General features: G+C 75.3%; 16 protein-coding genes. 3 read left to right on the top strand and 13 right to left on the bottom strand.

Annotation, left to right across the window (positions count from 1 at the left end; translation table 11 throughout):
* Positions 1 to 111: 111 nt before the first annotated feature.
* From purB to ICW24_RS00805, 3 genes are all read right to left on the bottom strand, one after another.
* The gene (gene purB / locus ICW24_RS00815) at positions 112 to 1,548 is read right to left on the bottom strand and encodes an adenylosuccinate lyase (RefSeq protein WP_226343817.1); all 1,437 of its coding nucleotides are present in this window, start codon (positions 1,546 to 1,548) and stop codon (positions 112 to 114) included.
* A 32-nt stretch (positions 1,549 to 1,580) separates the two neighbouring features.
* Entirely contained in the window at positions 1,581 to 2,090 is a 510-nt protein-coding gene (locus ICW24_RS00810) for a low molecular weight protein-tyrosine-phosphatase (RefSeq protein ID WP_226343816.1), read from the bottom strand.
* 64 nt (positions 2,091 to 2,154) lie between these two features.
* Positions 2,155 to 2,886: a DUF4282 domain-containing protein gene (locus tag ICW24_RS00805; protein WP_226343815.1), complete on the bottom strand. Its 732-nt coding sequence runs from the start codon at positions 2,884 to 2,886 to the stop codon at positions 2,155 to 2,157.
* A gap of 177 nt (positions 2,887 to 3,063) precedes the next feature.
* Here ICW24_RS00805 and ICW24_RS00800 point away from each other — a divergent pair, with 177 nt between their 5' ends.
* Complete coding sequence (locus ICW24_RS00800; RefSeq protein ID WP_226343814.1) at positions 3,064 to 4,959, top strand: alpha/beta hydrolase; 1,896 nt, start codon at positions 3,064 to 3,066, stop codon at positions 4,957 to 4,959.
* A 62-nt stretch (positions 4,960 to 5,021) separates the two neighbouring features.
* Here ICW24_RS00800 and ICW24_RS00795 read toward each other — a convergent pair whose 3' ends face one another.
* Positions 5,022 to 5,792, bottom strand: a complete 771-nt coding sequence (locus ICW24_RS00795) for a nucleotidyltransferase domain-containing protein (protein WP_226343813.1) — start codon at positions 5,790 to 5,792, stop codon at positions 5,022 to 5,024.
* A 203-nt stretch (positions 5,793 to 5,995) separates the two neighbouring features.
* On the opposite strand from ICW24_RS00795, the gene ICW24_RS00790 reads away from it, so the two are divergent.
* Both ICW24_RS00790 and ICW24_RS00785 read left to right on the top strand, forming a co-directional pair.
* Complete coding sequence (locus tag ICW24_RS00790; protein ID WP_226343812.1) at positions 5,996 to 6,661, top strand: class I SAM-dependent methyltransferase; 666 nt, start codon at positions 5,996 to 5,998, stop codon at positions 6,659 to 6,661.
* Positions 6,662 to 6,755: 94 nt separating this feature from the next.
* Positions 6,756 to 8,345, top strand: a complete 1,590-nt coding sequence (locus ICW24_RS00785; RefSeq protein WP_226343811.1) for a M20/M25/M40 family metallo-hydrolase — start codon at positions 6,756 to 6,758, stop codon at positions 8,343 to 8,345.
* Between the two features lie 101 nt (positions 8,346 to 8,446).
* Here the strand turns inward: ICW24_RS00785 and ICW24_RS00780 are convergent, their stop codons facing one another.
* The 9 genes from ICW24_RS00780 to ICW24_RS00740 all read right to left on the bottom strand — a co-directional run bounded on the left by ICW24_RS00780 (position 8,447) and on the right by ICW24_RS00740 (position 20,577).
* Complete coding sequence (locus ICW24_RS00780; protein WP_226343810.1) at positions 8,447 to 9,580, bottom strand: FHA domain-containing protein; 1,134 nt, start codon at positions 9,578 to 9,580, stop codon at positions 8,447 to 8,449.
* Positions 9,577 to 10,854 carry a vWA domain-containing protein gene (locus ICW24_RS00775; protein ID WP_226343809.1) on the bottom strand — a complete coding sequence of 426 codons (1,278 nt, stop codon included), beginning with the start codon at positions 10,852 to 10,854 and terminating at the stop codon, positions 9,577 to 9,579. Before ICW24_RS00775 ends, ICW24_RS00780 begins: the two co-directional genes overlap by 4 nt.
* On the bottom strand, positions 10,847 to 12,145 hold the full coding sequence (locus ICW24_RS00770; RefSeq protein ID WP_226343808.1) for a PP2C family protein-serine/threonine phosphatase: 1,299 nt from the start codon (positions 12,143 to 12,145) through the stop codon (positions 10,847 to 10,849). Before ICW24_RS00770 ends, ICW24_RS00775 begins: the two co-directional genes overlap by 8 nt.
* On the bottom strand, positions 12,142 to 14,508 hold the full coding sequence (locus ICW24_RS00765; protein ID WP_226343807.1) for a serine/threonine-protein kinase: 2,367 nt from the start codon (positions 14,506 to 14,508) through the stop codon (positions 12,142 to 12,144). The genes ICW24_RS00770 and ICW24_RS00765 overlap by 4 nt, the downstream gene beginning before the upstream one ends.
* Entirely contained in the window at positions 14,508 to 15,659 is a 1,152-nt protein-coding gene (locus tag ICW24_RS00760) for a hypothetical protein (RefSeq protein WP_226343806.1), read from the bottom strand. Before ICW24_RS00760 ends, ICW24_RS00765 begins: the two co-directional genes overlap by 1 nt.
* A complete protein-coding gene (locus ICW24_RS00755) occupies positions 15,656 to 17,020 on the bottom strand; it encodes a hypothetical protein (RefSeq protein WP_226343805.1) in 1,365 nt (454 codons plus the stop codon). Before ICW24_RS00755 ends, ICW24_RS00760 begins: the two co-directional genes overlap by 4 nt.
* Positions 17,017 to 18,645, bottom strand: a complete 1,629-nt coding sequence (locus ICW24_RS00750) for an AAA family ATPase (RefSeq protein WP_226343804.1) — start codon at positions 18,643 to 18,645, stop codon at positions 17,017 to 17,019. The genes ICW24_RS00755 and ICW24_RS00750 overlap by 4 nt, the downstream gene beginning before the upstream one ends.
* Complete coding sequence (locus tag ICW24_RS00745; protein WP_226343803.1) at positions 18,642 to 19,280, bottom strand: hypothetical protein; 639 nt, start codon at positions 19,278 to 19,280, stop codon at positions 18,642 to 18,644. The genes ICW24_RS00750 and ICW24_RS00745 overlap by 4 nt, the downstream gene beginning before the upstream one ends.
* Positions 19,281 to 19,347: 67 nt before the next feature.
* On the bottom strand, positions 19,348 to 20,577 hold the full coding sequence (locus ICW24_RS00740; protein ID WP_226343802.1) for a toxic anion resistance protein: 1,230 nt from the start codon (positions 20,575 to 20,577) through the stop codon (positions 19,348 to 19,350).
* Positions 20,578 to 20,875: the final 298 nt, after the last annotated feature.

Below are 20,875 nucleotides of genomic sequence, written 5' to 3'. Positions count from 1 at the left end.
TGGTGTCCTGCGTCGTGGACAACAGCATACCCCTGGGGGGTATTCCCGGAACGGACCCCACCGCGGGCGGGGCCGCGTCTGCGGCTGTGGTCGCGGCCGCCGCGCCCGCGGTCAGGCGGGGGGCGGCACCGGCAGGTGGCGGGCCACGAGGCGCGGCGCGAGGCCGACGTACGTCGCGGGGGTGAGCGCGACGAACCGCTCCTCCACCTCGGGCGGCAGGCCGAGGCCGCGCACGAACTCGCGCAGGTCGTCGCCGGTGATGCGGCGCCCGCGGGTGAGTTCCTTGAGCCGCTCGTACGGCTGGTCCATCCCCGGCACGCCCTGGGCGCCGAGGGCGCGCATCGCCGACTGGACGGGTTCGCCCAGCACCTCCCAGTTCGCGTCGAGGTCGGCGGCCATCCGCTCGGGCACCGCGTCGAGCCCGGCGAGGCCGCGGGCCACGTTGTCGAGGGCGAGCAGGCCGTGGCCGAGGGCGGTGCCGGCGTTGCGCTGCATCGAGGAGTCGGTGAGGTCGCGCTGCAGGCGCGAGGTGACGAGCGTGGACGCGAGCACGTCGAGGAGGGCGTTGCTCACCTCGAGGTTGGCCTCCGCGTTCTCGAAGCGGATGGGGTTGACCTTGTGCGGCATCGTGCTCGACCCCACCGTGCCCTGGCCGCGCACCTGCGCGAAGTAGCCCATCGAGATGTAGGTCCACACGTCCGTGCAGAGGTTGTGCAGGATCCGGTTGAACCGGGCGACGTCGGCGTAGAGCTCCGCCTGCCAGTCGTGGCTCTCGATCTGGGTGGTCAGCGGATTCCACGTCAGCCCCAGGACATCCTCGACGAAGCTGCGGCTCACCTCCGGCCAGTCGGCGCCGGGCACGGCGGCCACGTGCGCGCCGAAGGTGCCGGTCGCGCCGTTGAGCTTGCCGAGGTACTCGGCGCCCTCGATGCGCCGGAGCTGGCGGCGCAGGCGGTGGGCGAGCACGGCGAGCTCCTTGCCCATCGTCGTGGGGGTCGCGGGCTGCCCGTGCGTGTGCGCGAGCAGGGGGACCTCCGCGAGTTCGTGCGCCAGGCGCGCGAGCTGGTCGACCAGGGCGGTGGCCGCGGGGAGCCAGACGTCGCGGATCGCGCCCGAGATCATCAGCGCGTACGAGAGGTTGTTGACGTCCTCGCTCGTGCAGCAGAAGTGGACGAGCTCGCCGAGGCGCGCGACCTCCTCGGCGGGGCCGTCGAGCGCGTCCGGCAGCCGGCGCTTGAGGTAGTACTCGACGGCCTTGACGTCGTGGACGGTCTCGCGCTCGATCTGCGCGAGCTCCGTGACGTCGTCGGCCCCGAACTCCTCGACGATCGCCCGGAGCCGCCCGGTCTCGGCCTCGCTCAGCGCGCGGACCCCGGGGACGACGCCGCGGCCGGTGAGGTGCACGAGCCACTCGATCTCGACGCGGACGCGCTCGCGGTTGAGCGCCGCCTCCGAGAGGTGGTCGACGAGCGGCGCGACGGCGCGGCGGTACCGGCCGTCGAGGGCGCCGAGGGCGATCGGAGGCGTGATGTCAGCGAGCGAGGCCATGCCCGACATCCAACCAGACGCCACCGACGGGCTCAGCGGGCGTCGAGCTGCGCGCGGACGTGCTCGACGACCCCCGGTGCCGCGCGGACGACCTGGTCGAGACAGGCGTCGAAGACGTCGTCGTCGCCGTAGTACGGGTCGGCGAGGTCGAGGTCCTTCGCGGGGCCGTCGGGGTCGACGTCGGGGTCGAAGGCGCGCACGAAGCGCACGTGGTCCGCCCCGGCCTCGCGGGCGGCCTCCGCGAGGATGCCCCGCCGGTGGCCCGCGTCGGCGACGAGCACGAGGTCGCGGCCCGCGAGCCACTCCGGGTCCCACTGCTTCGCGCGGTGGGCGCTGCCGTCGTAGCCGCGGCGCTGCAGGGCGGCCACCGTGCGGGGGTCGGCGCCGTCGCCGACGTGCCACGAGCCCGTGCCGGCCGAGTCGACGACGACCCGGTCGGCCAGGCCGGCGTCCTCGAACGCGCGCCGGAGCACGACCTCGCCCATGGGGGAGCGGCAGATGTTGCCGCTGCAGACGACGCAGATGCGGTACGGATCGCTCATGGCTTCCAGTGAAGCAGCCGCGCGGAACGCTGCAGCGGGCGCAGGGCGCCGTCGCCGAGCGGGGTCAGGACCTCGGCGTCGTCCACTCCTGTTCGCCGCGGCGATCGTGGGCCAGCTCGGCCACGTGCCGGCACAGCTCGAGGGCCAGGCGCGCCAGCGACGCGAGGACGACGATCTTGAAGAGCCCGACGACGAAGAGGATGAGCAGCCCGCCGAGCGCCCCGGGACCGATGGACCCGGCCGCGCTCGAGTAGTCGTAGATGGAGCGCATGTAGTCGAGCACGAGGAAGACGAGCACGACGACGTAGGTGAACGGCACGATCGAGAAGGTCGCGGTGCGCCGGAACGACAGGTCGAACAGGGCGGCCGCGCCGGCCGCTGCGGGGGACCGCGGCGGGTGAGCCGGGTCGCCCCAGGCGTCGCGGTCGTCGGCGTGCGGGTCGCCGTGGTCGTGCTCGTGCGGGTGGTCCCCGGGGTCCGACGCGTCCCCACCGTCGGGTGCGGCGTCGGGGGCCCCGGCGGTGTGGGCGCCGTGCGGGGCGTTCGGATCCTCCTCCGCCCGACCCGGGTCGGTGTCGCCGTAGCCCTGCGCCGCGGCGTAGGTGACGCGGTCGTCGGGGGTGCGCCGCAGGCGCGGGAGGGGGCCGGTGGGGTTGGGTCGCGGTCCGCCCCAGCCGCCGGAGTCGCCGGCCTCGTAGCTCTCCTGGGACTGCGCGGACCAGCCGGGATGCGGTTGCGGCCGCCCGACCCGTTCGCCGGGGTTCTCGTCGCGTCCGCGACCGGGGGTGTCCGACATGCGTGTGGCCTCCTGCTCGATGATCGGACCCACTGTCCCACAGGCGTCCTGCCCCGGGGGGTCGCAGACCCGGCAGGGTCCGCCGCGTCGGGCCGGTCACAGGACACCACCGCGCCGCCCGGCGTGAGACGATGAGCCGCCGGGGGTATGTCGTCGCACACGTGGGGGTCCAGTCCGATGTCTCTGCTTCACGACCGCGGTGCGAGCGCGGCCACCGAGAGCGCCGGCCCGGCAGACACCGTCGACACCTCGACTCGTCCGGTCCGGTCCCGTCGGCGTCTGAGGGCCGGTGGCTCGGTGCTCGGCGCGGCCGGGATGGTCGCCGCCGGTCTGGTGGCGCCGCCCCCCGCCTCGGCCGTCAGCGTCACCTCGGCCACCTCCGTCACCTCGGCCTCGTCGGCCCCGGCCACCGCAGTGCCCGCTGCGCCCGCTCCTTCTGCCGCGCCCGCCGCCAAGCGCACCCCCTGGCGCTGGTCGCAGTACGTGGCGCAGCGGCCGGTGTGGCGCGCCTCGTCGTGCTCTCCCGCCACGCGCAACCCCGCCACCGTCGTCGCCGAGGTCAGCCCCGGCAGCAAGGTGCTGTGCGCCCAGGTCCGCACCCCGCTCGACTGGCGCGACCTGACGAAGGGCTCCGCGACGCTGCAGCTCACGCGCGTGACCCGCCGCGTCGTCAAGGGCGACCGCCGCGCGACGCGCGTGCTGTTCGTCAACCCGGGCGGCCCCGGCGTGGCCGCCGACTGGCTCGCGCCCACGACGGTCGCGCTCGAGCCGGCGATTGGCCGGTCCCACGACGTCGTCGCGATGGACCCCCGCGGCACCGGTCGGTCGATGCCGGTGGCCTGCCCCGAGCCGGACGACGGGGTGCGTGACCGGCGCAACCCGACGACCGCCTCCATCCGCGCGCAGCAGCGCGCCCTGGCGGCGTGGGTCCGTTCGTGCGTCAAGGCCAAGGGTGCCGCGTTGTCCGTCGTCTCGACCCAGCAGACGATCCGCGACCAGGACTTCTCCCGTCGTCTCATGCGCGCGAACACGATCGACTACTACGGCGTCTCGGCCGGCACGTGGCTCGGCGCCCGGTACGCGGAGCTGTACCCGGGGCGCGTCGGGCGCTTCGTGCTCGACTCGAACACCGAGTTCTCCTCGCCGTGGCGCGCGAGCTTCGCCTGGCAGCCGCTCGGCTTCCAGCGCCGGTTCGACGCGCAGTTCCTGCCGTGGCTCGCGCGCCAGCACGCGACGTGGGGGATGGGCCGGACGACGGCGCAGACCCGCGCGGCGTTCACCGACCTGCGCGCGGCCGTGTCCCGGGGTCGGATCCGCGGGCTGACCCCGGACGACCTCGACGACATGGTCGCCGAGGCGATGTACACCGACGCGACGTTCATCGACCTGGCCGACAAGCTCGCCGACCTGCGCTCGCGGGTCGGTGGCAGCGCCGCCCGCCGGGCCGCCGCGATCTCGCCGGCGGAGTCCGCGGCCGAGGCGGCCCTCGGAGCCGACGACAGCGCGGGTGAGAACACGGTCTTCACGGCCGTCACGTGCAACGACTCCCCGTGGAGTCGGTCGGCCGCCTCGTACGTGGCCGAGGGCATGAGGCTCGGCCGGCTGTACCCGCTCATCGGCTACCAGTGGGTCACGAGCGCGTGCGCCTACTGGCCGTACGCGCCGCAGGTCGCCCCGCGGCCCGTGAAGCGGGTGCCGATGGTCATGGTGCAGACCGAGCTCGACCCGGCCACGCCGATCGAGGGCGCGCGCCGCGCCCACGCGGCCACGCCGGGCACCCGCCTCATCAGCGTCGACGACCAGGGCAACCACGGCGCCTTCCTCGGCGAGAACCCCTGCGTCGAGAAGGCGGTCAACGCCTACCTCACCGCGGGGACGCTCCCGCCGGTCGACTCGGTGTGCGCGGGCATGCCGCTGCCGAACGAGAAGCGTGTCTACCCCGTCGGCAGCGTGCTCAAGGGCGTGTCGCCGAACCCGGGGCGTCGCCCGGCCGCCGCCCGCTCGGGCGACGGGGAGCGGCTCGCGGAGTACGCGCAGCGCCGCATCGCCGACGCGGCGCAGGTCGCCGACTGACGAACGCCCCCGGCGCAGGCCGGGGGCGCGGGAGAGACCTGGGGCGCGGTACGCGCCGTCGGTCAGTCCCCGCCGTCGCCCCAGGCGTCGGAACGCAGCAGGTCGATGCCCGGCTCGAAGTGGTCGAGCGCGCCGCCGAAGCCGCGCTCGCGCAGCTTCGGTTCGAGGAGGGCGAAGAGCTCGCGCTGGGCGTCCGCCGAGCCGTCGAGCAGTCGGTCGACGGCCCCGAGGATGACATCCGGTTCCCAGCCCGCCGACGTGAACGGTTCCTGGTCGAGCTCCCACGCCAGGTACTTGTTGAGCGGCCGGACCCGCCCGTGCACCGCGAACAGCAGGGGCACCAGCCAGGGCAGCGACTCGGCCGCGTCGAGCCGGGCCGACCGTTCGCGCCCTTCGCGGTGGCCCATGAGCGAGCGCGAGACGAACGTGAGGTACCCGTCGAGGTGCATGTCGATGTAGTCGGCCACCTCGTCGGTGTCGAGGACGCGGTGCGCGTCGACGTACTCCTGGATCTCGCCGCCCGTACGGTCGAGCAGGACCCGGGCGCGGGCGTACCGGTAGCGGTCCCACCAGCGGCTGGGGTCCCGGGGGATGCGGCGGAGCCGGTCGATGCCGAGCCCCGAGACGTCGAGCCGGTCCTCGAGGCGGCGGCGGGCGCTGATCTCGGCGCGTTCGAGGACGAGGACGAGGTCGAGGTCCGAGTGCTCCGTCGTCATGCCGTGCGCCCAGGATCCGACGGCCAGGACGCCGAGGACGTTCGGGTCGTTCTCGACGAGCTCGACGAGCGCGTCGAGGTGCGGGGAGGGCGGGAGGGCGTCGTGCCACGAACTCATGCCGCCGATCATCGCATCGCGACCGGGGACGCGCCGGTCAGGGGTGTGTGCGGCGGTCGACGCCCCCGACGGCCTCACACGGGCGGACCGGGCTGCGGGTGGAGGCCGGTTGCCCGTAACGTCGGGTCGGTGTCAGGGTGAGCGCGCCGTCGTCACGGGGCACACCCGCCCCGCCGAACACGCCGTCGCACGAGGAGACCGCCATGGACGCCGACCAGTGGAACGAGCGCTACCGCCAGTCCGACCTGCTGTGGACGGCCGAGCCGAACCGGTGGGTCGTGCAGGAGACGTCGGGCCTCGCGCCGGGGCGCGCCCTGGACCTCGCCGCCGGTGAGGGCCGCAACGCGGTGTGGCTCGCCGAGCAGGGCTGGGAGGTCACGGCGGTCGACTTCGTGCAGACCGCGCTCGACCGCGGCCGGGCCCGGGCGGAGCAGATCGGGGAGCGGGACGGCGTCACGCTCGCGGTCACGTGGGAGCTCGACGACATCACGACCCGCGAGCTGCCGTCGGGCGCCTACGACCTCGTGCTGCTCAGCTACGTGCACCTGCCCTCCTACGACCGTCGCGAGCTGACGCGTTCCTGTGCCCGCGCGGTCGCGCCCGGCGGGACGCTGCTCGTCGTCGGGCACGACGCGACCAACCACACCGAGGGCTACGGGGGGCCGGACGACCCCGACGTGCTCTACAGCGCGGCCGACCTCGAGGACGACGTGCACGACCAGCTCTCCTCCGGCAGCCTCGAGCTCGGCCGCGCCGGCCGGGTCGCGCGGGAGGTCGAGACCGACGAGGGCCCGCGCGTCGCCTGGGACGTCGTCTTCACCGCCCACCGTCGCGACATGGGCAAGGGCGGGTTCTCCTTCGGTGATTGACCCTTGCGCCCGGGGCGCCGCCGCGAGAGGGTGAACGTCTCGCGCGGCCGGCCCGACGGAGCGCCGGTCGTCATGGACGTGAACGGAGTTCACCATGACCGATCGACAGGGCGACCGCCTCGCAGACGACGCGTCGCCGGGCCGCAGCGACCGGGCCGGGCTGACCCGCCGCCGATTCCTCGCCGGTTCGGCGGTCGGCGCGGCGGGGGTGGCCGCCGGCTCCGGCCTCGTCTCGGGGGCGGCGTCACCGTCGGTCGCGGCCCCTGCCGTCGGCGCGGCGGCGGCGACCGCGGCCCGCCCGGCGCCCGACCCCCTCGAGCTGCTGCAGCGCATGATCCGGTTCGACACGACGAACACCGGCAAGGGCGGCAACACGCTCGAGCACGGGCGGATGCTGCTCCGGCTGTGGACCGACGCGGGCGTCCCGGCCGAGATCATCCCGACCCCCGTCGCGAACAACGTGCACGTCATCGCCCGGATCAAGGGGGCCGGTCGGGCGAAGCCGCTGCTCTTCCTCGGCCACTCCGACGTCGTCCCCGTCGAGCGCGAGAACTGGAGCGTCGACCCCTTCGCAGCCGTGGTCCGCAACGGGGAGATCTACGGCCGGGGCGCCCTCGACATGAAGGGGGCGAACTCCGCCTCCATCACGGCCCTGCTGCGTCACGTGGCGCAGGGCGCCCGGTTCGACCGCGACATCATCGTCCTCACCGACTGCGACGAGGAGGCCGGCGAGTACGGCTCGGGGTGGCTCGCGAAGCAGCACTGGGACAAGCTCGACGCGGGGTCGGTGCTCACGGAGGGCGGGTGGTTCCTCGCCCAGAAGGACGGCACGACCCCGATGCTCACGAGCGTCACCCGCCAGGACAAGGTCTACTTCAACCTCGACATCACGGCGAAGGGCACGGCCACCCACTCCTCGAAGCCCGACCGCAGCCCTGCCGTCGTCACCCTCTCGCGCGCGCTCGTGGACCTCGGGGCCTGGCGCGCCCCGGTGCGGCTCACCCCGGTGACCAGGGAGTACTTCGACGCGTTGGCCCGCGCCACCGACGACGCCGCCCTCGAGCGGGCGCTGCGCCTCCTCCTGCGGGCCCGGGACCGGCGCACCCTCGAGCGCGCCGCCGGCCTCGTCGAGAAGCGGTCGGGCTACCCGTGGCTGCACACCGCCCTCCTGCGCACGACCCACGCGTTCGTCATCGAGGAGGCGGGCTACAAGGAGAACGTCATCCCGTCCGAGGCGACCGCGCGCCTCAACTGTCGCGCCGTGCCGGGCGGACAGAAGCCGCGCGAGTTCCTCGCCCAGGTCCGCCGCCTGCTCCGCGACCGGGACGTGACGGTGACGCTCGCCACGACCCCGGGCCAGAGCGAGGCCCAGGCCCTGGCCGCGTTGGACGAGACGTGGGCGACGCCGCCGGCGAGCGTCGACACCGACCTCTTCCACGCGATCTCGCAGGCCTCGGTGCGGACCTACCCCGGCGCCGTGTTCACGCCCGCCCTCTTCGAGGCGGGCACGAGCCTGTCGCCGTGGCGCAAGAAGGGCATCCCGGGGTACGGCGTCTACCCGTACGTCATCGACAACGAGCAGCTCGTCGGCATGCACGGCAACGACGAACGCATCCGCGTGCAGGCGCTGCGCACGGGAACCGACTTCATGTACCGGGTCTTCGACCGGTTCCGCCTGCGGTGAGCCCGCGGGCTGCCTCCGCATCGTGAGACGGCAGATCCGACCGGCGGGTGTCCGGTGCCCGTGGTCGTCGTCGCCGTCCCACGATGCGGAGGTCGGCGGGGTCAGCCGAGGCCGGCCTTCTCGGACTCGGTCGCCCGCCGGACGACGAGGCGGGTCCAGGCGCCGACGTAGATGCGGTCGTCGGCGTCGACCTCGGCCCGGCGGCCGGCCTCGAGGGGAGTGGTGGGCAGCGGGCCGCTCGCCGGGCCGACGAACGTGCCGTTGGCCGAGCCGAGATCCTCGACCCACCACCGGCGCCCGTCGCTCGCGAGCTGGGCGTGCCGGCGACTCACGCCCGTGTCGCTGCCGCAGTCGATGTCGGGGCGGACGTTGCGGCTGCTCGACGGGCGCCCGATGAGCGCGGTCGTCGAGTCGAGCCGCACGACGTCGGGCACCATCGGCGACGGGCAGGGGTCGCCGGTCGACTGGACCTCGTGCCATTCGGGGTCGATCCACACCTCGACGACCCACGACGCCTCCAGCTCGCGCGACGGGGGTGTGAACGTCGGCCGCCGGGCGCTCGGGGAGGAGGCTCCCGGCGCCGGTGGCGTCGGCGCGGGCGCCGGTCCCGGCGCGGACGGTCCGGGTGGCGCCGGCTCGGGTGCCGTGTCCGGGACCGCCGGTGCAGGCGGGGCCGGCTCGGCCGCCGGTTCGGGTGCGGCCGTCGGTTCCGGCGTGGGTGCGGGCCGTGGGGCCGGCTCGGGGGTGGGGTCGGGAACCGCCTTCTCCTGCGTGGCCGGGCTCTCGGTCCCGGCGACGTCGTCCGGCGTCGCATCGGGTGCGCCGGCGGGTGCGCCGGAGTCGGACTCGGAGTCGGGGCCGGAGTCGGAATCTGAGTCTGTTGGCGGGGTCTGCGCGCGCGGGGCGGGCGCGTCGAGGTCGAGGAAACTGCCCTCGGCGAGGGGGATGGGGCGCGGCATGACCCCGGTCGTGAAGTCGAAGCCGCATCCCTCGCAGAAGAGGTTGTCGGCGGGGTTGGCGGTGCCGCAGTTCGGGCACGTCTGGGCGTCGGCCGCCTCGACGGCCTCGGCGGGCGGGGTGGCGCCGGGGGAGACCCGGGCGGCGGCCGGCGCCGCGGGCGCCGACGGGGACGCCGGGACGGACGCCGTGGGGGAGGCGGCGTTCATCGGCGCCCCGCACGTGTCGCAGTAGTCGTCCGCGGCGCTGAGGTGACCCTGCGGGCACGTCAGGCTCACGTGCGCACCCGGGTCGTCTTGGTCGAGGCCGTGTCGAGGGCCATCTCGTCGAGGCGCTCGACGTCGCGGCGCAGGCGCACGCTGCCGGTGCCGGCGTCGTCGATGTCGACGACCCGCCTCAGCCGGCCCGTCGCGGCGTCGTCGCCGGTCTGGGTGGCCAGCTGCACGGCCCGGCCGAGCCGGTTCGTCGCGGTCGTCACGTCGCCGACGGCCTTGGCGGCGAGGCCCTCGCGGATGGCGGTGGCCAGCTCCGTCTGCCCCGTGTAGTGCGCGACCTCCGGGCTGATGCGGGCGGTGAGCGAGTCGTCGGTCGACCACTTCGCCTTGACGAGGCCCTGCGCGACGACCTCGCCGCGCACCGCCAGCTGCACGCGCGCGGCGAGCTGTTCGGCGCCCACGGCCTTGGCGGGCAGGCGCACGGCGACGTGGAAGTCGCGCGTCTCGTCGCCCCACGACCCCGTCGGGTACGAGCCGGTCAGGGGGTTGACCTCCACCCGGCGGTGGGTCATGTCGTCGAGGGTCGGGGCGACCTGGCGCACGAACAGCACCTCCGCCCCCTGCGGGGCCCACACGCGCAGCGAGGCCTCGGCGATGCCGCGGCTCATCGAGGTGCGCATGAGCGACTCGAACTCGCCCGCCATGTCCTCGCGGCGGGGGATGAGGTCGACGGTGCCGAGGAGGGCGTCGCTGATGCGCCGGACCTCGTCCACCTGCCACGCCGCCCCGAGGCCGCGGCAGTCGGCCTGGAACCGTCCGCGCACCGACTCGATCGCGGCGGTGAGCTGCTGGGGCGTCTCGTGCTGGTTCTCGCCGTCGGTGAGGAGGATGACGTGCCGCTGGGCGAGCGAGGGCACCGTGTCGAAGAGCTGGGCGGCGGCGCGCAGCCAGGTGCCCATCGCCGTGCCGCCGTCGGCGTACAGGCGGGCGAGCGACTGCTTCGCGGTCGCGCGGGTGGAGGCGTCCATCCGCACCATGGCGGCGGAGCTGCCGTCGGGGTAGCACAGGCGGGCCTGGTGGTTGCCGGCGATGATCGCGAACCACACGCCGTCGAGGATCTGGTCGAGCGCGGCGGCCGCGGCGTACCGCGCCGCCTGGACGCCGGCGGCCTCCATCGACCCGGACGTGTCGACGACGATGATCTCGCCCGCGTCCCCCGACCCGGAGCTGCCCGCCGCGCCGGCGCCGCGGCACGTGGCCGTGACGATCGCATGGACGTCGGTACCCCCGTCGGGCAGGTACTCGTTCTGGTAGACGGCCGCGGAGAACTCAGGCATGGGTCGAGTCTCCCCCGTCCGGTCCGTCGCCGCGCCCGTGGGTCGATTCCCCCGGGGCTTCCCGCTCCGGTTGGGCGTCCGCTCGACCGCCCGGAGGCGCGGTACCGGGGACGATGCGCTCGGTGGTCGCGCTGGGGTCGACGGGGAGCTCGCCGCCGTCGGGGCGCGGGGGGACGACCTGCCGTTCGGGGGCGTCGACGTCGATGCGGGCGAGACCGACGGTGATGTTGTCGCGGCCGCCCTGCGCGTTGGCCCAGTCGACGAGGCCGCGGGCGAGGACGAGGGGGTCCGATCCGTCGGGTCGCGCGGCGACCTGGGCCACGACGTCGGCGAGCGTGGCCGGCTCGGACGCGTAGTTCCACAGCCCGTCGGAACACACGAGCAGCCACCCCGGCGACGTCAGCGGCAGCGGCACCTTCGCGGGGGTGTGGTCGGGGGCGTCCACCCCGAGCCAGCGCGTGATCGTGTGCGCCTGCGGCCCGGCCTCGGCCTGCTCGCGGGGGGCCCCGAGGCGCACCTGCTCCTCGGCCCAGGAGTCGTCGGTCGTCAGGCGGCGAGGTTCGCCCGCGTCGGGCAGCCAGTAGGCGCGGGAGTCACCGACGGAGCCCACGAGGGCGACGTCGCCGTCGACGACGGCCGCGACGAAGGTGCACGACGGGTTGGAGGGGTAGAGGTCGTCCTCCCCGTCCGGGTGCTCGTCCATCTCGCGGGTCACCGCCGCGACGGCCGCGGCCGCGGCGTCGGCGGCGGCGTCGAGGCGGGCTCCCAGGGCGCCTGCGACGGCCGAGGGCACGACCGCGACGCCGCGGGAGGTCGAAGAACGCAGCACCTCGAGCGCGGCCTGCGCGGCGCTCGCGCTCGCGAGCGCCGACCGGGCGGCGGTCGACACCCCGTCGCACACGACGATCGTGGCGCTGCGCCCGGTCTCGTCGGCGGCCACCGCGAGGGCGTCCTCGTTGGACTCGTGCCGGATGCCGCGGTCGCACACACCCGCCACCCAGCTGCTCGGCGCGTACTCCTCGTGGTCCCGTGGGTCGGCGGCCCGGGCCCCGCACTGCCCGCAGTAGCCGTCGGCGTCGTACTCGCCCTCGCCGCACTCGGCGCAGGGGACCGCGGTCGCCGGGGCGCCGGCGGGGGCGTCGTCGGCGCCGGAGGGGCCGCCGAGGACGAGCATCCCGTCCGGAGCGTCGGCGTCGTCGGTGGCCGGCGAGGCGGGCGAGGCGGGCGAGGCCGGCGGAGCGTCGGGAGCCTCGGCCGGGTCGGCGTGGGCGGGCGACGAGGGGTCGGTCATATCAGGCTCCAGGGGCGGATCTCGTGGGCGTGGTCGACGAGCGCCCACCGCTGCGCGTCGTCACGGGTGTGGGAGGCGAGGTCGAGGTAGGCGCCCTCGAGGGCGCGGCGCAGGGCGGTGCGGGTGGCGGGGACGCCGTCGATGCGCAGCCCGCCCCGGTCGCGCCGGTCGCGCTCGACCTCGGTGAGGGCGAGCGAGAGAACCCGGACCCGGAAGTCGGCGCGCGCCCTCGGGTCGCCGTCGAGCCCGCGGACGGCGCGCAGGGCCTCGTCGTAGGCGACGAGGTCGCCGCCGGTGCGTCCGCCGCGGGCGAGCAGCTCGGCGCGCAGCCACTCGGCGCGGGAGTGGGCGGCGCTGGCGGGCGGGACGGCGTCGAGCGCGGCGGCGGCACCCGTGTGGTCCTGGCGGCGGGCGAGGACGCGCATGACCCCGAACGCCGCGGGCGTCGCGTAGGCGGCGTCGGTGCGCAGGCAGGTGGAGTACGCGGCGAGGGCGTGGTCGGCGAAGGCACCCCGCCCGTCGGGGTCGGCGATCTCGTCGGTGAGGGCCCGGGCGAGCACGGGTGCCAACTCGCCCGGCACCTGGGCGGCCACCCCGTCGAAGGAGGCGCGGGCGGTGTCGAGGTCGTCGTCGCGCAGCGCGTGCAGACCGAGCATCCACAGCGCGCGCCAGTCCCAGGGGTCGGCGGTCAGGAGCTCGTCGCAGTACCCGGGCGTCCGGTGGGCGCTCTCGGTGCGCAGGTCGGCGCGGCACAGCTCGAGGAGCACCTCGGCCGTGCGCTCGGGGATGCGCTCGAGATGGGCGATCCGGGCCTCGGGGTCGGAGTCGTGCACCGACTGCAGGCGCCCGATCATCGGGTCGGACTCGTCGGGGCGCAGGGCCGGCAGCTGCCACCAGCCGAGGTTCTCGTCCGCGACGAACGGGGCCTCGAAGTGCGGGGACACCCACGGCTGGGTGGCGGGAGCGGCGCCGGGGCGGTCGAGGACCACCGTGCGCAGCACGCCCAGCAGTTGGACGCGCAGCTCCTCGATGCTCTGGAAGCGGTCGGCGGGATCGGCCGCGCACGCCTTGGCGACCAGCTGGTAGAAGGCCCGGGACGCGCGGAAGGCCGGGACCTCGTCGATCGGCGGCAGGGTTGTCGCGTACCGGCTCTGGTACCCCCGGAACTCCGTCGTCAGCACGACGAGCGTCCGGCCGATCGTGTACACGTCGGACGCCACCGACGGCCCGGCCTCCGCCACCTCGGGAGCCTGGTAGCCGACGGTCCCGTAGATGGGCGAGTCGAGGTCGTCGATGCGCCGCACCCCGCCGAGGTCGATGAGTTTGACCTGGTCGCCGACCTGGATGAGGTTGTCGGGCTTGAAGTCGCAGTAGAGCAGACCGACGTCGTGCAGGTAGGCGAACGCGGGGAGGATCTCGAGGACGAAGGCGAGGGCGTGGTCGACGGGCAGCGGGTCGTAGACGCCGCCGGCGGCCGCCATCCGGTCCTTGAGGAGCTCCTTGAGGCTGCGCCCGCCGACGTACTCCATGACCGTGTACCCGGCGCCGGCGTGCGTGACGACGTTGTAGACCTCGACGATGAGCGGGTGCTCGACGCGGGCGAGGAACTCCTGCTCGGCCACGGCGGCGCCCAGCGCGTCGCTGTCGCCCGAGTTGAGCAGTCCCTTGAGCACGACCGGGCGGTCGGAGACGTTGCGGTCGAGGGCGAGATAGACCCAGCCGAGGCCGCCGTGGGCCAGCGGCCCGACCACCTCGTACTGGCCGGCCACGAGGTCGCCCTTGCGCAGCTTGGGGGTGAACGAGTACGGGTTGCGGCACTTGGGGCAGTACCCCTCGGTGCGTCCGGGCCCGCCGTCCCGGCTGCGCCCCACCTCGGCGCCGCACGAGGGGCAGTTGCGTTTGCTCTCGGGGACGACCGCGTCGTGCATGACCGCGTCGTCCGGCGCGACGGGCGGCGCCGACGGGACGCGCGCGAGACCGGCCCCGAGACCGACCCGGCGGGTGCGGCGGCGCGTGGGGGAGCGGCGGGCCACCCCGCCCCGCGCGCTGCCGAGGGCGATCGAGCGGGACGCCCGGCCCGACGGCGGGTGCGGGACGACGACCGCGGCGCGTTCGTCAGGCATCCGGCCGGCGGCCGCCCACCCGTCGGTGCCCCCGTTCCCGGTCGTGCCCGCGGCGGGGGGCGGCGGCGGTGAGGTCGTTCCCGCCGGCGCGCCGCCCGACGTGCGGGCCGCGGCCGTCGAGGCGGCGGTGGCCGTGGGGACGCCGGACGTGTTCGCCTCCCCCTGCGGCTGCGGGAATCCGCAGAAGTCGCAGTAGCCGTCGACGTACGTCCCGGGGCATCCGGTCTGGTTGCAGCGCATCAGGACCCCCCTCCGGACCCCGGCCGCTCGTACGCCGCGAGGTAGGCGCCGAGCGCGGCGACGAGGCCGCGCGCCCGGACCATGGGGGCGGGCCGGGTCTGCAGGGCCTGCCGCGCTCGGGTGAGCAGGGGGTCGAGGTCGGCGGCCACGTCGGGCGGCAGGGTCTGCGCCTCGATCTTCGCGCCGTAGGCCCCGACGAGGCCGGTGAGCTCGTCGTGCTCCTCGAGCGCGGCGGCGTACGTGCGCTGGCACACCTCGAGGGCTCGGGCCACGCGGTCGAGGCGCGCGAGGTAGTCGGCGACGCCGGCGACGTCCGTCGGGACGTCGCCGAGGGCGGTGGGGTCGGGGATCCCCAACCGGGGCGCGGGGTCGACCTGCGCGCTCGCGCGCGTCGCGAGGGAGCCGAGGGCCTCCGCGCGGGCGACGAGTTCGTCGCGCCGGCCCCGGGCCCGCGCGGCGTCGCCGCGGGCCCGGTCGCGCTGCGACGCGGCCACGATGAGGTCGCGTTCGACCGTCGCGAGGTCGTTCTCGAGGGGTCCGAGCAGGCCGCCGACGTCGGCCCCGCGACGCGCCCGCTCGGTCACGTCGACGAGCCGGCGGTCGAGGCCGACGAGCGTCTCGCGGGCCGAGGCCGCGGCGGCCTGGGGGACGAGGGCCACCTGGTCGCGGACCCGTTCGACCGCCGCGCGCAGGGTCCGGACCCGGTGCGCGACGTCGGGCTCGGAGCCCTCCAGGCGCAGCCGGGACCGCAGGGAGGCGGCGAGCGTGTCGGACAGGCGGCAGGCCTCCGGCAGGGAGACGGCCAGGGCGTTCCCGTCGGCCGCGCGCTGGTCGAGACGCCCCCAGACGAGGGTCGTCAGGCGGCGGCGTTCGGCCTCGAGGACGCGGCCCGAGTCCCACGTGCCGAGGAGGAGGTCGTAGCGCTCGGCCACGGCCTTCCACAGCGCCATCGACAGCAGGACGTCACCCGTCAGGCTCTCGCGGTCGGGCGAGCGCAGGCAGGCCTCGTCGAGGTGGTCGAGTTCGACGCGACGCCGGTCGCGCCACGTGCCGAGCGCGTCGAGATACCGCAGGAGGGCCTGGCTGTCGACGTCCTCGCCGAGGCGGCCCGGGGCCTGCGGGGCGACGGCGAACTGCGTCGGCGTGCTCATCGGTACTCCCGCAGTCGCAGGTTCGCGCCGACGACCGCGAGACCGCCGGCGGCGACCCCTCCGCCGAGCAGCAGCCACGGCCAGGCCCCGTCCGCGGGGGACGACTCGAAGCCCGGGGCGGCCGCCGACCAGCGCGGCGAGGCCTGGTCGAGGGCGGTCATGAGGGCGTCGAAGCTCGTGGCGCCGGTCGTCGCGGCCTCGGACGAGGCGAGCGCGGGGGTGTCGGCGGCCTGCGCCCGCGCGTACGACGCGCGGTAGGTGGTCCACGCCTGCCTCACCTCGGGGCTGAGCACCTCGACGGAGGAGTCGATCCGACTCGCGGCGTCCGCCGGCACCGTGGTCGACGCGCCGGTGGCGCTGCCGAGCAGGTCTTCGGCCTGACTCTCGCGCAGGAGAGACGCGTCGCGGACGAGGGCCCGTTCGGTGGGGGAACTCGACACCTGCTCCGCGGCGATGGAGGCCGTCGAGGCGGCGGAGGCGGTGACGGCGACGGCGCCGGCGGTGACGAGGCCCGACAGCAGCACGGCCCCGACCAGCGGGGGGTTGATCACGCGGCGCGTGCGCCGCGCGACCCACACCGTGCAGCCGAGGAGGACCGCCGTGCCGAGGCCGCCGCCCGCGACGATCCAGAGCCTCACCGGCCATCCCGCCGCCGAGGCGGTGGTCTGGGTGACGGACCGGTCGGCGGAGAGCGCGCCCTCGACCCCCTCGGTCCACGTCTTCTCGAGCTGGGCGGCACCGGAGTACGTGGACGCGGTGCCGGTGGCGTCGGTGCCGGCGCGCGTGACGACCGCGGCGTACCGGGGCACCGCCTGGACGGCGGTGCTGAGCGCGGACCCGGTGGCGCCCGACGCGACGATCGCCGCCTGCGCCTGCCCGAGGTCCTGGGCGAGCCCGTCGACCGAGGCCGTCCGCGTGGTGCCGAGCGAGCGCGACAGCGCTGCGCCCGCGGCCTGGGCCCGGGCCCGGGCGCCGTAGGCGTCGGCCCGGTCGAGGGCGTCGGTGCCCTGGGCGCTCGTGACCGTCTCGCTCGCCCGGTCGGCCGCGGACGTGGTCGCCGCGAACCCGGTGGCCCCGACGAGCACCCCGGTGAGCAGGCCGACCGCGCCCATCCACCGCAGGGCGGTGGGCGTGCTCGCCCGACCCGCGCGGCGCGCGGCGTGACTCCCGGCCGGTGCCGGCGCCGCGGAGGCCCCCGACGTGGCCGGCGACGACGAGACCGGCGACGACGAGACCGGCGCCACCGCGGGCGCGGTCGGGGCGCCCGGGCGGGCGGAGGTCGCGGCGGCTGCCGCCTGCGGGGACGGCGCGGGCGAGGGCATGGGCGAGGCGGCGGACGCGCCGGCGGGACGGGGGGTCACGACGCGTCCTGTGCGCCGCCGCCGTCGGGGGCGTCGCTGTCGGGGGCATCAGCGGCGTCGTCGGCGTCCTCGTCGCGGTCCTCGAGGTCCTCGCGCTCGATCGTGCGCAGCTGCTCGGTGCTCGGGTCGGGCACGTCCTGCAGGCGCCAGGCGTGGCGGCCGATGGCGGCCTCGAGGGTGTTGCGGGCGAACCGCCCGTTCCCGAACGTCTCGTCGCGCGGGGTGGCGGCGAGGACCTCGCGGAACCGCACCTCCGCCCGCTCGGAGATGTCGTAGTCGGTGGCCGCGGCGGCCGAGTTCAGGATCGCGACGAGCTCGTCGTCGCCGTAGTCCTCGAAGGTGATGGTCGTGCGGAAGCGGCTCGCGAGACCCGGGTTCGCGCCGATGAACCGCTCCATCGGCGCGGGGTACCCGGCGACGATGACGACGAGCTCCGCGCGATGGTCCTCCATCTCCTTGACCAGCGTGTCGACCGCCTCCTGGCCGTACTGGTCGCCCGTGAGCGTGTACGCCTCGTCGATGAAGAGGACGCCGCCGAGCGCGGACGCGACGATCTCGCTCGTCTTGGCGGCGGTCTGGCCGAGGTAGCCGGCGACGAGCTCGCTGCGGTCGACCTCGACGAGCTGCCCGGTGCGCAGCAGCCCGAGGGCGCGGTAGATCCCCCCGACGAGGCGCGCGACCGTGGTCTTGCCGGTGCCGGGGTTCCCGACGAAGACGAGGTGCCGCGACAGCGTCGCGCTCCGCAGCCCCGCCTCCTGACGGCGGGCGTCCATCTTGAGCATCGCCACCTGCCGGTGGATCTCGCGCTTGACGCCGCGCAACCCGATGAGCTCGTCGAGCTCGGCGAGCAGCTCCTCGACGGTCTTCTCCGGCTCCGGCTCCGGCTCCGGTTCGGGTTCCGTCTCCGGCTCGGGCCGGGGCTCCCGCGGCGCCTCGGGCGCGGCCGTCGGGGCGTCGGCCGGCGGCCCGACGGCCCCGGAGGGCCCGTCGCCGCGCAGGTCGGCGGGCAGGCGGGAGAGGACGGCGTCGCGGGTGGCGCCCGAGAGGTGCCCGAGCCGGTCGAGCAGCCCGCTCGCGTCGAGCCGGCCGGCCGTGGTCGGCGCCGACGACCCGAGGGGACCGAGGTCCAGGCCCGCCGACGCCCCCGGCGGGGTCCTGGGCAAGGGGGCTGACGAGGGGGCGGACGAAGGGGCGGGCGCTCGGCCCGTCCCCGCGTGACCGCCCGCCGCGTGCAGCTGCGCCGCCCCCGCGAGCGTGGCCTTGCCGATGGCCTCGGACGTGACCCCGGGGATGGTGGCGGCGGCGGTCGCGACGTCGGCCAGGGCCCGGGCGTAGGCGCCGGACTCCGGGTGCCGGTCGGCGGCGAGGGCAGCCAGCAGCGGCGTCGGGCCCGACGCGTACCGGCGGCCCCGGGAGGCGTCCTCGAAGAACTCGTGGACGGTCCCGCCCATGACCTCGCGCCAGGCGCCGTGCACCCCGCCGGGCCGGGACGTCTCGATGACGCCGGCCGCGAGGCGCCGCCCCTCGGTGCGGGCGCCCGCCTCGTCGAGCCCGGCCGCCGCGGCGACGCCGGCGAGTCGGTCGATGGCCGCGGGGAGGTCGAAGGAGGCGGTCGGGCGGCTCACGGGGCGCTTCCCGGGGGAGGCGTGAGCGGCTCCGGGCCGGCCGGTGCCGATCCCGCGGCGCCCGGTGCCTCCGCCGACCCGGCTCCTTCGGCCGGGTCCTGATCGGGCAGCGGGGTCTCGCCGTCGCCGATCCGCAGCGACCCGCCGGAGGCGGAGGTGCCGAACTTCTCGGCGAGGAAGCGGCCGTGGGCGACGAGCGCGAACGCGTCGTCGCGGCAGACGGCGTCGAAGACCTGGTCCATCGTCGAGCCGAGCAGGTCGAGCTGGTCGACGAGCACCATGAGGGAGGTCTTGCCGCGTTCGACCGGGCGGGTGTCGGCGAACCGGCGGGGGAGCCGCAGGTAGCCCCCGACGGCCTCGGGCAGGTAGTCGGTGGCCGTGGCCATGACCGAGTAGGCCGCCGCGCTGCCCGCTCCGAGCGACTCGAGCCGGGGGACGGCGTCGCGCACCGTGTTCGTGACCCGTTCGACCCGGGCGGTCACGACCGACGGCACCGCCCCGCCACGGACGAGGTCCTCGGTCGAGGTCAGGGCGGCCAGCAGGTCGTCGCCGCTCGGGGGACCCGCGGGCGCCTCACCCCCGGTCTCGCCCTCGGGTCGTCCGCCGAGACGGGCGAGAAAGTCCCCCAGTGCCATCCGCCCTCACCCCCTCTTCTCGTCGTGCTGCTCGTCCCGCGTCGCGGGCCGCCGATCCTGCCTCAGGCTAGATGCGTTGCCCGCCGCCAAGATCGAGGGTCCCCTCCTTGCTGCGACGGTCGCTGGTCGCGACGCGGTCGAGGTAGGTGCGGGACTTGCCCACCTCGGACTCCAGCACGCCGATCGTGGCGGCCATGTTGTCGAGGGCCTCGATCTTGAAGGCGTCGATGGTGTCCATCGTCTCGTAGATGTTGGCGAAGGCGGCCTGGAGCTGGGGCAGCCCGATCGTCGCGCTCGCCGCCTGCTGCTGGATGGCGACGGAGTTGTCGCGCAGCATCTCGGAGGTCGACTGGATGAGGTTGCTCGTCGTCGTGTTGAGGGCGGTGATCTGCTCGAGGACGAGCTTCTGGTTGTTGAGGGCCTGCGCGACGATGACCGCCGTGCGCAGCGCCGAGACCGTCGTGGTCGACGCCCGGTCGACGCCCTTGACGAGCTCGATGTTGTTCTTGATGACGATGTCGATGGCCAGGTAGTTCTGGATCGACACGGCGAGCTGGGTGAGCAGGTCCTGGTGCTTCTGCCGCACGTAGAACAGGACGTCCTCGCGCAGCGCCTTGGCCTTCTCGGGGTCGGTGGCGTCGAGCTCGGCGATGTGCGCCGCGAGGCGGGTGTCGAGGCGCTCGGTCATGTAGACGTACTGGTTGAGCCGGCCCATGGAGTCCCACAGGGACTGCTTCTCCATGTTGAGCGCCGCGTTGTCCTTGTTGAGCTCGTCCTGACCGCTGCGCAGGGCGTGGAGGATGCCGTCGAGCTGCTTCTGCGCCGACTCGTACTTGCGGAAGTAGTCGGTGACCTTGTCGCCGAACGGGATCATGCCGAGGATCTTCTTCGTGCCCTTGGCCTGCCCCGGGTCGAGGTCCTGGACGGTGCGGCGCAGGTCCACGAGCGTCTTGCCGACCTTGGACCCCTGCGACAGCCCACCCGAGGTCATCGCCTTGACGGGCGAGTTCAGCAGCCGGTTGCTCGACTCGGCCGCCTGCCGGATATCGGCGTCGCCCATGGTGCGCACGTCGGCGGCCCGGGAGTCGAACTCCGGTGACTTCACCGGCGCGGAGACGAGCGACTCGAGGTAGCCGTCGACCTTCTGGTCGAGCGCCGGGACCGCCTCCGCGGGCACGGCCGGGGCCATCCGCGGCGCCGCCGTCTGATTCACCGGCTGCGTGGGCGCCGGCGCCTCGAGGGTGAGCGGTGTGGCGGCCGCGGCCGACGGCGGGGGCGGCGTGAGCGGCTGGGTCATGGCACTCCCTGATACGGAACGGACGGCCCGGGTCCGGGCCGGAGCCGGGGACCGGCCTCGCGGTCTCGGTGGCCCCCGGTGACGAACGACCTGCCCATTCAAACCGTTCCCCCCGAGCGAGTCCACCAGGTGGGTCCTTCCTGTGGACGGATCCCGGCCTGTGGACGGAATCCGCCTGTGGAGGACGCGGCGGCGGGCCGGGCGCCCGTAGCGCCGGCCTGTGGACGAGCCCCGCGGCGCCCTCGGCCTCCCTAGCGTTCCCGGTGCCGGCCACGGCTCCCGCCGCGGCACCGAGACG

Origin of the sequence: Agilicoccus flavus, assembly GCF_014857905.1 — a bacterium.
GTDB lineage: Bacteria > Actinomycetota > Actinomycetes > Actinomycetales > Dermatophilaceae > Agilicoccus > Agilicoccus flavus.
This window is presented reverse-complemented; position numbering and strand designations above follow the sequence as displayed.

Coding starts and splice junctions, on each gene's coding strand:
- purB (WP_226343817.1), bottom strand. CDS start 1,548: ATGGCCTCGCTCGCTGACATCACGCCTCCGATCGCCCTCGGCGCCCTC.
- ICW24_RS00810 (WP_226343816.1), bottom strand. CDS start 2,090: ATGAGCGATCCGTACCGCATCTGCGTCGTCTGCAGCGGCAACATCTGC.
- ICW24_RS00805 (WP_226343815.1), bottom strand. CDS start 2,886: ATGTCGGACACCCCCGGTCGCGGACGCGACGAGAACCCCGGCGAACGG.
- ICW24_RS00800 (WP_226343814.1), top strand. CDS start 3,064: ATGTCTCTGCTTCACGACCGCGGTGCGAGCGCGGCCACCGAGAGCGCC.
- ICW24_RS00795 (WP_226343813.1), bottom strand. CDS start 5,792: ATGAGTTCGTGGCACGACGCCCTCCCGCCCTCCCCGCACCTCGACGCG.
- ICW24_RS00790 (WP_226343812.1), top strand. CDS start 5,996: ATGGACGCCGACCAGTGGAACGAGCGCTACCGCCAGTCCGACCTGCTG.
- ICW24_RS00785 (WP_226343811.1), top strand. CDS start 6,756: ATGACCGATCGACAGGGCGACCGCCTCGCAGACGACGCGTCGCCGGGC.
- ICW24_RS00775 (WP_226343809.1), bottom strand. CDS start 10,854: ATGCCTGAGTTCTCCGCGGCCGTCTACCAGAACGAGTACCTGCCCGAC.
- ICW24_RS00770 (WP_226343808.1), bottom strand. CDS start 12,145: ATGACCGACCCCTCGTCGCCCGCCCACGCCGACCCGGCCGAGGCTCCC.
- ICW24_RS00765 (WP_226343807.1), bottom strand. CDS start 14,508: ATGCGCTGCAACCAGACCGGATGCCCCGGGACGTACGTCGACGGCTAC.
- ICW24_RS00760 (WP_226343806.1), bottom strand. CDS start 15,659: ATGAGCACGCCGACGCAGTTCGCCGTCGCCCCGCAGGCCCCGGGCCGC.
- ICW24_RS00745 (WP_226343803.1), bottom strand. CDS start 19,280: ATGGCACTGGGGGACTTTCTCGCCCGTCTCGGCGGACGACCCGAGGGC.
- ICW24_RS00740 (WP_226343802.1), bottom strand. CDS start 20,577: ATGACCCAGCCGCTCACGCCGCCCCCGCCGTCGGCCGCGGCCGCCACA.